The sequence below is a fragment of the Weissella viridescens genome, from assembly GCF_001437355.1.
Lineage (GTDB): Bacteria > Bacillota > Bacilli > Lactobacillales > Lactobacillaceae > Weissella > Weissella viridescens.
This window is the reverse complement of record NZ_JQBM01000001.1, coordinates 22,515-37,871: the sequence shown is the minus strand read 5'-3', so window position 1 is coordinate 37,871 and position 15,357 is coordinate 22,515. Positions and strand designations below refer to the sequence as shown.

Here is a 15,357-nt window from a genome sequence, read left to right as displayed (position 1 = left end):
CTTTAGAATGCTTCTGTCAACGGAGGCACAACTTGCTTCTTACGTGAAACCACGCCAGGCAATGAACCACGTCCATCCTTCAATTCGATATCAAAAGCCTTGGCCACCTTGTCTTGGTTATCTCCCAAAACAAGAATATCTGAATCAGAATCTAAAATGTTTGTGACAACCAAGATAAAGGTATCATAACCATCTTGTGCAATCTCTTCATTCATTGCAGCTTCAATTTCATCGCGACGTGCAAACACATCATCAACATCCACGGTGTTAACTTGTCCAATACGGATTGTGTTACCACCCATTTCGAATGACTTAGCATCGCCATCAATCAAATCTTTAGCTGAACGTGATGATAAATCTGTTCCAGCCTTAAGCAACTCAAGTCCATAGGCGTTGATGTCATCAATGCCAGCAATCTTTGCTAAGGCTTCCAATGCAGGTTGGTCTTGCTTAGTTGTTGTTGGGCTCTTCAAAAGCAATGTATCAGAGATGATTGCTGATGCCATCATCCCGGCCAATGCTGTCGGAATCTCAACGTTTTCATTTTGGAATTCGTAATACAAAATGGTTGAAACTGAACCCAAAGGCTTATTTGTAAACCAAAGTGGTGCATTTGACTTAAAATCAAGCTTGTGGTGGTCATAGACACCGGCAACGGTAACATCTGCAAAGTTATCAATTGATTGTCCAGCTTCGTTGTGGTCAACTAAAACGACTTCATCAGTGTCCGCAGCAGTTGCAATTGGCAATGCGTCTAAGCCAAAGTGATCCAATGCAAACTTTGTTTCTGCATTGGGTTCCCCTTGTGCCATCGCTTGTGCTTCCTCACCGTAGGCTTGGTTTAGCAAGTAGGCGGCTGCCATTGCTGAAGCAACTGTATCTGTATCTGGATTTTTGTGTCCAAAAACTTGTTTCTTAGTCATGTATCATTCTCCAATTCAATTAAAGTATTTCAATAAACAAGTATACCTCATTATTAGTCATTTCGCACCCAGCGAATCGACAAATAATCGGGTATCAACTGCTTTAAATTAACGTTTTTGCTAGGTAGAAACAACCTAAAATACCAGCGTTGTCCCCATTCTTAACAGGTTGAATATAGGTGTCTAAGTCTGGAACAGCCAAGTAATTATTCATTTGCTCAGCAAAGGATTCACGAACCATTGGCAACAAAACTTCACGATGTGGGACACCACCGCCGAAAACAATCATGTCTGGTCGCAAAGTAGCCGTAAACGTCATCGCTGCTTGTGCGAGATAAAATGCCTCCATTTGCCATGCTGGGTGATCATCTGGAATCTCTTTAGCTGACATCCCCCAACGCGCTTCGATAGCTGGACCTGCAGTTAACCCTTCCAAACAACGATTACCATGGAAAGGACATAATCCTTCATAGACGTCATCAGGGTGCTTTTGCATCATAATGTGACCTGCTTCTGGATGAGAATATCCAGTCAACAATTCACCATTTGTGATGATTCCAGCCCCCACGCCAGTACCAATCGTCAAATAGACCACGTTTTCCACATCTTTGGCAGCACCAGTCTTGTACTCGGCCCAACCCGCACCATTAACGTCAGTCGTCCAGTAGTATGGAATGTCACGCCATGCTTTCATTGTCCCTAAGAAATCAAATCCTGACCAACCACGCTTGGGAGTATCTAAAACATATCCATAGGTCGGACTGTTGGGTTTTACATCAATCGGACCGAAAGCTGCAATCCCGATGGCAGCAATATCAGTAAATTGATCAAAGAAAGTAATTACCTTTTCAAGTGTCCGTGTCCCATCTTCTGTTGGAAAACTTTCACGATGTAAAACTTGCTCTGGATCAGCTACATCCGCTACTGCAACGACAAACTTTGTACCACCTGCTTCAATTGCACCTAGTAATGACATATTTCAAATCCCCCTAATATGCGCCGTGTTGTGAAAGCGCTTTCTTCTCTTTCAGTATAGCGTATAACATATATATTTGCAAACAAAAAAAGCCAAGACCAGAGTCTTGGCTTTTTCCATTAACTTGTGACAACTTGTACTTGGTATTTATGCATTGCGACAGGGACCCCATCCTTTTGGGTATCAATCACAAAACTACCATTGCTATAACGCTGACTCTTCGGATGATCCAGCGGATTAATATCAAATACCTTGTCCGAACTAGTCAACACAGTGACGGGACTCGGTTGTTTAGCATCCAGTCCTAGCATTGCGACCACTCGGTGAGAATCACGCTTAAGTTCACGCATAACCGCAACACCCTTTCGTGCCCGACTTGTTGTTGGTAGTTCGTCGATACTCATCCACTTAAAGGCCCCACGATTGGTCATGAGTGCAATTGCAATCGGTTGCTGGGTGTCGTTAAGTGCCAAACCGGTAATCATATCCTCTTCACTACTCAACGCCATTGCTTTAACACCAGCAGTACGGGCGCCAGACACTGGTACCTCATCCAACGCATAACGTAGTCCATTGGCTTGGTATGAAGTCAATACAACTTCATATTGCGCCACTTTTGTTTCGTCGAACCACATTGTATCAACGACATAAGCACTGTCTGATTTTAACTTAATAAATGGTGTTGGCTTCTTGCGATACGTTGATTTAGGCGCCAAGTCATTAAACTTCGTCCGCTTAATGAGCCCATCCGATGTTGCGACCACCCATTCACCATCGAGTTGATCAACATCTTGTACAACCTTCACCGCAATAATTAATTCATCCGGATTGAGACCAGTAATCGTCTGTGAAAGGTGTTCACCAGCTTCCTTCCAACGGACTTCAGCAATTTCATGCACTGGACGATAAACCACGTTACCCCGATCAGTAAACATAAAGACGTGCTGCAAAGTGTTCACTCGATCAACAAACACAATCTCATCATCCTCGCGCAACCCATTCTCATCCCCTGATGCTGTATATGAACGAATTGAAGAACGCTTAACATAACCTGACTTAGATACCAAAAGCATGACATCTTCATCAACCACCGTTACGGTTTGATCAATCTTAAGTTCTTGCACTTCATCTTCAATATCTGTCATTCGATCAGTTGCATATTCTTTACGAATCGCTTTCAATTCATTGCGTAAGACTTTTCGCAATTCTTTTGGATCAGACAGGATTAGATTGTATTGTGCAATTTTTTGATTGAGATCATCAAATTCCTTTTGTAATTGTGTCACGTCGGTGTTCGTCAAACGATACAATTGCATCGTAACGATTGCCTCGGCTTGTGCCTCTGAAAAATCATATTGATCCATCAGGTTTTGTTTAGCACTCTTCCGATCTTCTGAAGCACGGATTGTCGCGATAACTTGATCTAAAATAGACATGGCTTTAATCAAACCAGCAACAATATGCTGCCGATCCTGTGCCTTGGCTAAATCAAACTCGGTTCTTTTTGTGATAATTTCAATTTGGTGCTCCAAAAAGGCTGACAAAGCCGTTTTTAAACCGATTCGCTCTGGACGCTGGTTATGGATGGCAACCATATTGAAATTATACGTAATTTGCAAATCTGTTTTCTTGAAAAGATATGCCAAAATTCCTTGAGCATTGGCATCTTTGCCTAATTCAATCACAATTGACAAACCATCATGATCAGATTCATCACGAACTTCAGCAATACCTGCAACGTCTTTGTTCAATCGAATTTCATCGATTTTCTTTACAAGGGCAGCTTTATTGACTTCGTACGGAATCTCAGAAATTTCAATCTGTGACTTCCCTGCTTTTAACGGTTTAATTTCAGTTTTCGCACGGACAACGATGCGACCACGTCCATCTTCATAAGCTGAGCGAATCCCATCAATTCCTTGAACAATCCCACCAGTAGGAAAATCCGGACCTTTAACAAAGTCCATCAATTCATCCAGTGTGGCTTTAGGATGCGCTAAAAGATAAACCAAAGCATCGATGACTTCCCCTAAGTTATGTGGGGGAATTTCTGTGGCATATCCCGCTGAAATTCCGGTTGAACCATTTACTAGGAGGTTCGGGAAATGGGCGGGTAGTACCGTTGGTTCGTATTCGGTATCATCGAAATTCAAAACCATTTCAACCGTATCTTTATCTAAATCACGCAGCATTTCCCCTGCTAGTTTAGACAAACGTGCCTCGGTATAACGCATTGCAGCTGGCGGATCATTATCAATTGATCCGTTGTTCCCGTGCATCTCAATTAATGGTGCCCGTAGTTTCCAATCTTGTGACATGCGAACCAAGGCTTCATAGATTGATGAGTCCCCGTGCGGGTGGAAATTACCCATCACGTTACCAACGGACTTGGCCGACTTACGAAAGGCCTTATCATAGGTATTCCCATCTTTGAACATCGCAAATAGGATACGACGTTGGACGGGTTTTAGACCATCACGAATATCAGGCAAGGCACGTTCTTGAATGATTGATTTTGAGTATCGACCAAATCGGTCACCCATCACTGTCTCAAGACTGATTTCTTGAATGTTTCCTGCTTCAGACATCACGTTCCTCCTGATCTTGCCAAGTTTCAATAACTGGCGGCACAAAATCTAAGGCAGTTTGTTCCGCATTACTTGGCTGACTTTCTTCTTTGGCTTCATCAAGCAAGGTATCATTTTCATCGCTTAAATTGAACGCCACATTGGATTCAATCCACTTTCGACGTGGTTCAACCTTATCACCCATCAACGTTGTCACGCGCTTTTCAGCAACCATAGCATCGTCAATTTTAACCCGAATCATTGTTCTTAGTTCTGGATCCATGGTTGTCGCCCATAACTGTTCGGCGTTCATTTCACCAAGCCCTTTAAATCGTTGCAAAGTATAGCCACGGCCCATTTCAGCCTGACGTTCTGCTAATTCCGCATCAGTCCAAGCATATTCAATATCCGTCTCTTTTTTACCATTTTTCTTACGCAACATATACAAAGGTGGTAAGGCGATGTAAACCTTGCCTGCTTCAATCAAAGGACGCATGTACTTGTAGAAGAAGGTCAACAACAAAATTTGAATATGCGCACCGTCATCATCCGCGTCGGTCATAATAATGACTTTATCATAATTAATATCATCAATATTAAAGTCTGCGCCAACTCCAGCCCCAATCGTATAAATAATCGTTGAAATTTCTTCGTTCTTCATAATATCAGCTAACTTGGCCTTTTCCGTATTCAATACTTTTCCACGGAGCGGTAAGATTGCTTGGAACTTACGGTCACGACCTTGTTTGGCAGAACCTCCGGCAGAATCACCCTCGACTAAGAACAATTCATTTTTCTTAGCGTTTTTTGATTGGGCCGGCGTTAGTTTTCCAGACAATAGTTGTTCTTTCTTACCACGTTTCTTACCATTTCGTGATTCCTCACGGGCTTTTCGCGCAGCTTCACGGGCTTCACGGGCACGTAATGCCTTTCGAATTAACCCCTGTGAGAATTCACCGTTCTCCATCAGATAGAACCCAAGTTGTTCAGAAATAACATTATCCACAATTGAACGTGCTTCAGGTGTGCCTAGTTTATCTTTTGTTTGCCCTTCAAACTGCAAAAGGTCTTCAGGAATACGTAAAGAAATAACTGCTGATAACCCTTCACGCACATCAGAACCTTCCAAATTTTTGTCTTTATCCTTTAGTAAATTCACCTTGCGGGCATATTCATTAAAAGCTTTCGTCCAGGCTGCACGTAATCCCGCTTCATGAGTTCCCCCACCGGGCGTACGTACGTTGTTGACGAATGACATCATGGTTTCAGAGTAACCGTCGTTATATTGGGCAGCTACTTCAACCTCAACCCCTTGCTCAGTCCCATCAAAATACATGACATCCCCAAGGACATCCTTATCTTCATTCAAGTATTTGACGAAAGCTTGAATCCCTTCAGGGTAGTGATATACTTCGGTACGTTCTTGGCCTGGACGTTCATCAGTCAAAGTCACCTTCACATCTGGCAACAAAAAGGCAGATTCACGCAGACGTTCAGCTAACGTATCAAAGTTGTAAATCGTGGTTGAAAAAATGGTTGGGTCTGGCTTAAACGTCACCGTCGTTCCTGACGGTTCCTTGGTTTTACCCAAATCGTCCAAAGTGCCATCTGGGTGGCCCCCATCCACAAACTTTTCTTGGTACTTTTTACCATCCCGAACAATGGTAACGGTCAACCATGATGAGAGGGCATTCACGACTGAAGACCCCACCCCGTGTAAGCCACCAGACGTCTTATAACCACCTTGACCAAATTTTCCACCTGCGTGCAAAACTGTCAAAATGACTTCTGGTGTTGGTTTACCGGATGCATGCATACCAACAGGCATACCACGTCCATGATCGACAACAGTAATCGCATTGTCAGCATGAATGGTCACATCAATTTCGTCACCAAATCCTGCTAATGCTTCGTCGACGGCATTATCAAAGATTTCATATACGAGATGGTGTAGCCCTTTTCCATCTGTTGAGCCGATATACATTCCTGGTCGCTTTCGAACAGCTTCTAACCCCTCAAGGACCGTTATGGAATCATCCGAATACGTATTTTGCTTTGCCATGGATGTTTCCTCTTTCTTCTTACATTATTTTTAACTAACTTAAATGTGTTATTAAGTGTGCGAATTCGCACATTCGTTCTTCATATTAGCCTAACTTCTTGATGATTGGCAAGTGAATTAATAAATTCTCAAACTAAATTTTTTTCCAAACGTGTATAAGCGTGCTAAAATAAAACTTGCACGCAATTATTCCGTCATTATACAAAAAGAGGTTTCGCATGACATTAATGCACTATTTAATTAGTTTGGGATTGGCATACTTAATTGGGTCTATCCCATTTGGATATATTATCGGAAAAGTCTTCTTCCATAAGAATCTACTAAAGCTTGGTTCAGGTGGTATCGGGACAACCAATACCCTTCGTAATTTAGGCTTACCTGCAGGTATCATCGTCTTATGCTTAGATGTGCTTAAGGGATCGGCCGGAGCTTTGATGGCTTGTCTGTGGGGACCTATCCCAGCTGACTACTGGTATTTCGCAGTTGGTGTCGGGGCAATCATTGGTCACACATACTCAGTCTGGATTGGCTTCAAAGGTGGCAAAGCCGTGGCAACTTCGCTCGGCGTCCTTATGGTTTACAGCCTTCCAATGGTTGGTATCGCCATGCTGGCCTTTGGTATCGCAGTCTTCTTGACAAGTATGGTTTCAGTTGGTTCAATGGCTGGTTTCATTTCCGTCACGATTGCTGCACTCCTTTACCAAGACTGGGCACTCTTCATTGTTGCCCTGATCCTAACGATTTTTGTGATATATCGCCATCGTGGTAATCTTAAACGCATTAAAAATGGGCAGGAAAATTTGATTCCTTTCGGTCTAGTTTATTGGGCTAAATAAATTGAAAGCAAAACGCATATCAAAAGATATGCGTTTTTTATGTTCATTAAAAAAATCATTAGTCATTCAGAATGGCTAATGATTTTGCATAACTATTTTAAAAGAAGCTAATTGAATATGAGCCTGTAAAGGTTTGTGCTGGAGCCAAACGATTGATGGCATACTTATGCTCAATATTACTATCCGCATCCACTGTATCCGCGATGCCCCACCATGGTTCCATACAAATAAATGGTGCGCCCTTCGCATAAGGCGTCCAAATACCAACATACTTGGCATTTTGAACATGCATGGTTACCCCATGTGAGGCTGTCTTCTTAGATAAAACCAATGTTGTTGGGTTACCATCTGTTCGTAGAATCTTAGCATCATCACGATAGTCGTTACGATCCAGTTGGAGTGGTTCCCGTGCATCGTAACTGTCCTCAATATTATTATCAAGATATGGACCAACTAATTGCGCTGTTGGATAGATACGCTGTGGGTCGACGTTTATATAGTATTCATTAAATTCAGCCAATGGCACCTTAAAGGCTGGATGTCCGCCAACTGAGAAATAAATATCATGTGTGTCTGTGTTTGTGACCGCATAAGCAATTCCTAATGTATCTTGATCCGTTAAACGATACACAACGTCAAATTGAAAACGAAATGGATAAATGGAACGCGTTTCAGGTGAATCGACTAAGCGTAGTCGCGCTGTTGTCTCAGTATGTTCAACTAATTCAAAAGCATTATCACGCGCAAAACCGTGTTGCGTCATAAAATAAGTCTTATCACGATACTTATAGCGATCTCCCTTTAAGCGTCCAACAATTGGAAACAAGTTAGGTGCGTGGCGACCCCAAATCGTTGGATCACCCTCCCACAAGTACTCATAACCACTTTCCTTATTTTTAACACTTGTGAGCTCTGCTCCTTGTGTTGAAATTTCAACTGCCAAACTGCCATTATCTAACAAAACTGCCATGGCCAACCTCCAACTGCATTTATTTCGATATCTTATTCTTTATTCTATCAAGTATTCAACAATTGTCTAGTCCAATTTCGTGCAGTTTTTCACTCATTCGCGCGTGGGAAAAATTTACGATAATTTTCTTGTAGCGATTGTGTTGTTACATGCGTATAAATTTGTGTCGTACTCAAGCTACTATGCCCGAGCAGTTGCTGCACAGTCCTTAAATCGGCGCCATTGTTCAATAAATCAGTTGCATACGTATGTCGGAACATGTGCGCGGAAATATTCTGGGTTAGACCAGCTTGCTTACCCAACTTTTTCAGCACATATTCGATGCCACCAGTTGCCAAAGGTTTTCCGCGCTGGTTGAAGAGCAAATGATTCGGGTTGCTATCTGCTTGCATTAATTGTAATCGACCATCACTAAGATAGTGTTCAAGTGCTTTTTGCGCATACTGTCCATACGGTACAATGCGCGTTTTATTTCCCTTACCTGTGACCGTAATAATTTTAGCCCGCTGATCAATCATCGATAATTCAAGCCCAGCAAGCTCAGAAACTCGCATACCTGTCCCGTACAATAACTCTAAAATTAATAAGTTACGTTGTCCGAGAGCCGTTTGATCTGCCTGAGCAACCTCGAAAAGACGATTCAATTCTTTTTCATAAAAATAGCGTGGCAAATGTTGCCCCGCTTTTTTTAATTGGACCCCTTCAAAAGGGTTATGATCGATTGCGTCATTGCGCTCCAAAAATTCGTAGAACGAGCGTAAGGAGCTCACTTTTCGGGCAATCGTCCGGGTACTATCACCTCGTTCGTATAGATGCGATAAAAACACCCGCACGTCTAACGCAGTAACCGCCGTTAAATCAACTGTTTCATCTTGGTCATTGGTTTCACCTAAAAATTGAACAAACTCATAAATATCAGACTTATACGCCCGTTGCGTGTCGTCTGAATACTGACGCTCAACTTTTAAGTAGTCTAAAAAGCGCTCAATATAATCAAACATCACTATGCCTTTGCCGTTTCTGCATTGTCTGTGGTCTCAGACTTTGCCTCAGTGGCTTGATCATCTTTTTTGGGTGTCGTTCCATCCGGCAGTGTGTCTTTCGTGGGCTTATCCCATGTCACGAAGTCACAATCAGGATATCGTGAACATCCATAGAAAGTTCGTCCACGACGGGTCTTACGTTCAACGACTTCGCCGGTCTTACATTTTGGACAAGTCAAACCGATTTGCTCAACAATTGTTTCTGTATAACGACAATCTGGGAAACGAGAACAAGCCTTAAACTTTCCATAACGACCAAGTTTAATCAAAATTGGTGCGCCACAGACGGGACAATTTTCACCAGCCAGCTCGTCTTTAAGCACCACTTTGTCCATCTCAGTTTCAGCAGTAGCAAGTTCCTTTGAGAATGGCTTATAGAAGTCATCAACAACAGTCACCCAATTTTTGTCGCCCTCTTCAACTTCATCAAGTTCATTTTCTACTCGGGCTGTGAATTTCACGTTTGTAATATCTGGGAAAAATTCATCCATCGTTCCTTGAACGAGTTCACCAATCTCTGTTGGCACAAACTTCTTAGCATCACGCTTCACATAAGCCCGTTTTTGAATGGTTTCAATGGTTGCAGCGTAAGTTGAGGGACGCCCCACACCATTTTCTTCTAACGCTTTAACCAAAGCTGCTTCAGTATAACGAGCAGGCGGTTGCGTAAAGTGTTGATCTGGTGAAAGTTGTTCCATCGTTACAACATCCCCAACCGCTAATTCAGGAAGTTTATTGTCCTTTTCACGGGCAGACGGATACGCTTTGGTAAACCCTTGGAACTTCGTCTTTGAACCATTAGCACGGAATTGGACGTCATTTTGTTCAATCGTTACCGCCATCGTATCCAATACTTCTGGTGTCATTTGTGATGCGACAAATCGTGACCAAATCAATTGATATAACTTAAATTGATCGTTCGTTAACTTGTCTTTAACTGAAGCAGGTGTGCGATAAACTGAAGTTGGTCGCACAGCCTCGTGGGCATCTTGGGCCCCTTCCTGTGGCTTTCCTTGAACTGGTTTAGAAGCTGCATATTCTTCACCATATTCTGAATGAATAAAGTGCGCTGCATCATTTTTAGCGATACTAGAAATTCGTGTCGAATCGGTACGCATGTAGGTAATTAATCCGACCGATCCTTCTTTACCGCCCAAATTAATACCTTCATACAATTGTTGCGCAGCCATCATCGTTTTTCGAGCTCGGAAGTTCAGTTGATTATTGGCTGCCTGTTGCATAGTTGACGTTGTAAATGGTGGCTGTGGGTTCCGACGACGCTCTTTGGCTTCAACTTTAACAATCTCAAAGTCGCCATTTTGGTCCAACCGCTTGATAATATCTTGGACCGCTTCATTGTCTGGCAAATCCATTTTTTTACCAGCTAAGCCCCAGAAATCAGCCTTGAATTTCGAACGATTCTTTTTGAATTGTGTATCAAGGGTCCAGTATTCTTCCGGTTGAAAGGCCTGGATTTCATGCTCACGATCGATGACAAGCCCCAACGCAATTGTTTGAACACGACCTGCTGACAAGCCCGGTTTTACCTTTTTCCACAAAATTGGTGAAATTGAGTACCCTACAAGTCGGTCAAGTACGCGTCGCGCTTGTTGCGCATCAACTAGATTCATGTCAATTTTACGTGGCTTTTTAAATGCGTCTTTAACGGCATCCTTGGTAATTTCATTAAAGACCACTCGATTTTCGCCAGCATCCATATCTAAGTCTAGGATATTTGATAAATGCCAAGCAATCGCTTCCCCTTCACGATCCGGGTCGGATGCCAGATAAACATGATTGGCAGCTTTGGCCTCTTTTTTAAGACCTTTAATAATGTCGCCTTTTCCACGAATATTAATATATTTTGGTGTATAGTCATGTTCAATATCGACACCCATCTGTGATTTTGGTAAATCACGGATATGTCCGATACTTGCAACTACTTTATAATTACTTCCTAAATACTTTTCAATTGTTTTTGCTTTAGAAGGTGACTCCACAATAACAAGATTTTTTTTACGTTTAGTTGTTTTTTTTGTAGTTGCACGCTTGGTTGTCTTTTTTGTTTTGGTTGCTTCTACCATTTGCGCGCTCGCTTTCTTCATATATAGATTAATTTCATTCAGCTAAACTATACACCAGAAAGCACGTATTGCAAAGGTACAAGTGTCAGATTTAATTGCGTTCACCGTTTTAAAACGCCTTGTTCTGCCTAAATTCTGGGTAATACAGACCCTATTGTCGTTGGTTTACCTCCGTAAAATCTGTCACAGAGGTTAAAATTTGCGCCCCTTCTTGGACTAATTCAAAGCTTCCTGCATATGCTGCGTCTAACACGTCCCCCGGTATAATCCATATGTTACGATTTTCATCCAAAGCGATTTCAGCGGTTACCATAGTTCCTGATTTTTTTGCCGCTTGGCAAATAAAAATATCTTGAGTTAACCCAACGATAATCCGATTTCGTTCTGGAAAATGCCACTTTTTTGGACCAACCCAAGGCAAGTATTCAGACAATACCAATCCAACTTCACTAATACGATTCTGCAGTGCGCGATGTTCTTTGGGATAGCAACACTCAAGGCCAGTGCCCACTACGGCAATCGTATGACCCCGTTGTCCTAAGACTAAGCGATGCGTCACACTATCGACCCCAGCTGCATTTCCGGATATTACTGTAAAACCTTGTCTAACTAGTTCAGGTATCCAGGCCTTCAAGATTGCTCGTGTAGCATCCTTGATGTGGCGACTGCCAACAATTGCAACTGTTTTAGTTTCTATCAAATTTAAATCGCCATTATAAAATAACACTAGCGGTGGTTGGGCTATATTTTTAAGTTGTTGCGGGTAACTAGGATCCATAATGGTCAGATACGGTTTGAACCGTAGTAAGCCCAACTGCTCAACCCAATTTGAATGGGTATACCATTGCTGTAATTTATAGCGCATTTCTAAAGTGAATGAACATTCATCAAGAAATGCCAATCGACAAGAAAATCTTTGGTGCGCCACCGCCCATTGCCAAATTTTGTGGCGTTGCATCAATGACACTGGTAATAACATCAACCATAACAGAAACTCACGTTGCATATTTGCCCTCCCTCTTACATAAATAGAGACGACACTTGACCCATTTTTTTAATCAATCTTTACGGAATAGTGGCAACCTATCGCATCTTCATTTTAATTCAGCAGTGACAATAAGCAAAAAAGCACCCCAATATGGGATGCTTAATCAATGCTATTGTTGTTTTGCCAAACGTCGACGTTGGAAGAACTTCACCACTTCTACAATTGGAATAATTGAGAATGAAGCCACTAGCACCGTCAACCACTGGTGCCAGTCCAAACTTGTCACATGGAATACATCATTCAAACCAGGAATCAAGATTGTACCAGCCATCATCACAGCTGAAATTAGGATACTAATATTAAACGCTTTATTACTGAATGGTTTAATCGTAAAGAGTGATTGATAAATACTCTTTGAATTAAAGGCATGGAATAATTGAATCATTCCCAGTGTAACAAATGCCATAGTTAGCGCATCAGCATGGATCGCTGCACTACCAGTATGCATTGGGAACGTTAATCCAATCCAATAGACGAATAGGGTTAATCCACCTTCAAGTAATCCTTGGTAAATAATTGAAGAACCAAGACCACCAGACATGAAATTAGTTGAGCGTCCACGCGGCTTTTGCTTCATGATTCCCGGCTCACCCGGCTCAACACCAAGTGCAATAGCAGGCAAAGTGTCAGTTACCAAATTAATCCACAAAATATGAACCGGTGCTAAAATGCTCCAGCCAAGTACAGTCATCATAAACAAGGCTAATACTTCTCCAAGATTTGCTGAAAGTAAATACTGGATAGCCTTTTGAATGTTAGAAAAGACTTTTCGACCTTCATCGACGGCATGCACGATGGTTGCAAAATTGTCATCGGCCAAAACCATATCTGAGGCCCCTTTAGACACCTCGGTCCCTGTAATCCCCATGGCAATTCCAATATCTGCTGTTTTCAAAGCTGGGGCATCATTCACACCATCTCCGGTCATCGCTACAACCTTGTTTTCATTTTGCCAAGCTTTAACAATGCGAACTTTATGTTCTGGTGCCACTCGTGCATAAACGGAATACTGGGCAACCTTTTTTTGATAGTCGTCATCAGACAAATCATCTAACTCAGCCCCAGTAATAATCGCCTCAGGTCCTTGTGAATCATCTAAAATACCTAAACGACGCGCTATTGCCTCAGCTGTAACCTTATGATCTCCAGTAATCATCAGCGTTCTGATACCAGCGTCATGCGCTTCGGCTACAGCTTGTGCAACACCTTCACGTTCTGGATCAATCATCCCAACCAAACCAACAAATGTGAGGTTTGATTCCGTATTTTCTGATGTTAGCGCCTCAGGAACTGTTTCATATTCGCGAATAGCAAAAGCTAGCACACGTAAGGCTTGCTTTGCTAAATCCTCATTAGTCTTTAAAATATTTTGTTTATCTACATCAGTTAGTTCGACGATTGTGCCATCAATTAATTGACTCGTTGCCCGTGCAATCAACTCATCAGGAGCACCCTTGACCGTAATCACATGCTTACCCTGCATATCGTGGCGCGTTGACATTAATTTACGTTCAGAATCAAATGGGATTTCGTCAAGGCGGGGGTAGTCACTCAGAATTTTGGCAACATCCTCACCTTGTGATTCATCAAATGTAATCAAAGCCGTTTCGGTTGGATCACCCAGCTTATCACCGTCTGCAGTGATTTGGGTGTCATTATTTAAGGCCATAACCGTCGCCAACATTTTGGCCGATCCAGCTAAAGGCGTATTTGCGTCGTGTAACTGACCATCGGAATAGTATTTTTCAACGGTCATTTTATTCTGTGTCAATGTCCCGGTTTTATCAGAACCAATAATTTGTGTGGCACCCAATGTTTCAACAGCAGGTAATTTACGCATTAAGGCATGCCGCTTTGCTAAGCGTGTTGTCCCTAGCGCAAGCGTAATTGTTACAATGGCAGGTAATCCTTCCGGAATCGCCGCAACTGCCAATGAAATAGCAGTTAATAACATATCCACAATCCGATTACCACCTGTTTCAGGTGACCGGAAAATTCCGACAACAAAGACAATGACTGCAATGATTAGAATAAGTACTGTTAGCGTCTTACCTAATTGCGCCAAGCTATCTTGCAAAGGTGTCCGAGTCGTTTGCGCATTGTCTAACATACCAGCAATTTTTCCAACTTCAGTATGCATCCCTGTTCCAGTAACAATACCTTCACCGCGGCCATGAGTTACATTTGAATTCATATAAGCTAAATTCGTACGATCGCCCAATGGCAAGTCATCAGCTTGTAGTTGAGCTGCCTGCTTATTCACCGGTACAGATTCACCAGTCAATGCAGATTCTTCAATCTGTAGATTAGCAGCCATAGTTAGGCGCATATCAGCTGGGATCACATCTCCCGCTTCAAGCAAGACAACGTCTCCAGGCACCAACTTGGCTGCAGGCACAGAAATGATATTTCCATCACGGCGAACATTGGCATTGGGTGCTGACATTTTTTGCAATGAGTCAATAGCTTCTTCGGCTTTCGATTCTTGAAATACCCCAAAGATGGCATTTAATATAACCACTGCCATAATAATCAATGCATCTGGTACTTCTCCGACCAGTGCCGAAATTATTGCGGCCGCAATTAGCACACCAATCATGAGATCTTTAAATTGGTTCAAAAACTTCTGCCAGAGCGATGTATTTTTTTTACCAGTTAAAGCATTATCTCCATACTTTTCTAAACGTTGCTCAACATCATCAGTATCCAGACCATTACTCAAATTCGTTTGAAATTCGGTTTCAATGGATTCGACTGACTGTTGGTACAGCGGTACATCTTCTTTTCGCATATCCTATCCAATCCGACTTTTGATAAAAAAACAATCCACCATTGATGACAACATCAA

10 protein-coding genes are annotated in these 15,357 nt (G+C 42.2%); 1 reads left to right on the top strand and 9 read right to left on the bottom strand.

The window, feature by feature from the left end:
* Positions 1-2: 2 nt before the first annotated feature.
* The 4 genes from IV50_RS00175 to parE form a co-directional block, all read right to left on the bottom strand.
* On the bottom strand, positions 3-923 hold the full coding sequence (locus IV50_RS00175) for a manganese-dependent inorganic pyrophosphatase (protein ID WP_057743354.1): 921 nt from the start codon (positions 921-923) through the stop codon (positions 3-5).
* Positions 924-1,026: 103 nt separating this feature from the next.
* Positions 1,027-1,899, bottom strand: coding sequence for an ROK family protein (locus IV50_RS00170; RefSeq protein WP_057743351.1), 873 nt, complete (start codon positions 1,897-1,899; stop codon positions 1,027-1,029).
* A gap of 119 nt (positions 1,900-2,018) precedes the next feature.
* Entirely contained in the window at positions 2,019-4,487 is a 2,469-nt protein-coding gene (gene parC / locus IV50_RS00165) for a DNA topoisomerase IV subunit A (protein ID WP_057743347.1), read from the bottom strand.
* On the bottom strand, positions 4,480-6,528 hold the full coding sequence (gene parE / locus IV50_RS00160; RefSeq protein WP_057743344.1) for a DNA topoisomerase IV subunit B: 2,049 nt from the start codon (positions 6,526-6,528) through the stop codon (positions 4,480-4,482). The genes parC and parE overlap by 8 nt, the downstream gene beginning before the upstream one ends.
* Positions 6,529-6,746: 218 nt before the next feature.
* Here parE and plsY point away from each other — a divergent pair, with 218 nt between their 5' ends.
* Positions 6,747-7,364 carry a glycerol-3-phosphate 1-O-acyltransferase PlsY gene (gene plsY / locus IV50_RS00155; RefSeq protein ID WP_057743341.1) on the top strand — a complete coding sequence of 206 codons (618 nt, stop codon included), beginning with the start codon at positions 6,747-6,749 and terminating at the stop codon, positions 7,362-7,364.
* Positions 7,365-7,461: 97 nt separating this feature from the next.
* Here plsY and IV50_RS00150 read toward each other — a convergent pair whose 3' ends face one another.
* From IV50_RS00150 to IV50_RS00130, 5 genes are all read right to left on the bottom strand, one after another.
* On the bottom strand, positions 7,462-8,334 hold the full coding sequence (locus IV50_RS00150) for an aldose 1-epimerase family protein (RefSeq protein WP_057743338.1): 873 nt from the start codon (positions 8,332-8,334) through the stop codon (positions 7,462-7,464).
* A gap of 89 nt (positions 8,335-8,423) precedes the next feature.
* Positions 8,424-9,335, bottom strand: a complete 912-nt coding sequence (gene xerC, locus IV50_RS00145) for a tyrosine recombinase XerC (RefSeq protein WP_057743335.1) — start codon at positions 9,333-9,335, stop codon at positions 8,424-8,426.
* 2 nt (positions 9,336-9,337) lie between these two features.
* Positions 9,338-11,461 carry a type I DNA topoisomerase gene (topA, locus tag IV50_RS00140; RefSeq protein WP_057743332.1) on the bottom strand — a complete coding sequence of 708 codons (2,124 nt, stop codon included), beginning with the start codon at positions 11,459-11,461 and terminating at the stop codon, positions 9,338-9,340.
* A 151-nt stretch (positions 11,462-11,612) separates the two neighbouring features.
* Entirely contained in the window at positions 11,613-12,326 is a 714-nt protein-coding gene (dprA, locus tag IV50_RS00135; protein WP_162259493.1) for a DNA-processing protein DprA, read from the bottom strand.
* Positions 12,327-12,618: 292 nt separating this feature from the next.
* Positions 12,619-15,300, bottom strand: coding sequence for a cation-translocating P-type ATPase (locus IV50_RS00130; RefSeq protein WP_057743327.1), 2,682 nt, complete (start codon positions 15,298-15,300; stop codon positions 12,619-12,621).
* Between the last annotated feature and the right edge of the window lie 57 nt (positions 15,301-15,357).

Excerpts from the sequence above, each read along its gene's own strand:
- IV50_RS00175 (WP_057743354.1), bottom strand. The coding sequence starts at position 923 with ATGACTAAGAAACAAGTTTTTGGACACAAAAATCCAGATACAGATACA.
- IV50_RS00170 (WP_057743351.1), bottom strand. The coding sequence starts at position 1,899 with ATGTCATTACTAGGTGCAATTGAAGCAGGTGGTACAAAGTTTGTCGTT.
- parC (WP_057743347.1), bottom strand. The coding sequence starts at position 4,487 with ATGTCTGAAGCAGGAAACATTCAAGAAATCAGTCTTGAGACAGTGATG.
- parE (WP_057743344.1), bottom strand. The coding sequence starts at position 6,528 with ATGGCAAAGCAAAATACGTATTCGGATGATTCCATAACGGTCCTTGAG.
- plsY (WP_057743341.1), top strand. The coding sequence starts at position 6,747 with ATGACATTAATGCACTATTTAATTAGTTTGGGATTGGCATACTTAATT.
- IV50_RS00150 (WP_057743338.1), bottom strand. The coding sequence starts at position 8,334 with ATGGCAGTTTTGTTAGATAATGGCAGTTTGGCAGTTGAAATTTCAACA.
- xerC (WP_057743335.1), bottom strand. The coding sequence starts at position 9,335 with ATGTTTGATTATATTGAGCGCTTTTTAGACTACTTAAAAGTTGAGCGT.
- topA (WP_057743332.1), bottom strand. The coding sequence starts at position 11,461 with ATGGTAGAAGCAACCAAAACAAAAAAGACAACCAAGCGTGCAACTACA.
- dprA (WP_162259493.1), bottom strand. The coding sequence starts at position 12,326 with ATGCGCTATAAATTACAGCAATGGTATACCCATTCAAATTGGGTTGAG.
- IV50_RS00130 (WP_057743327.1), bottom strand. The coding sequence starts at position 15,300 with ATGCGAAAAGAAGATGTACCGCTGTACCAACAGTCAGTCGAATCCATT.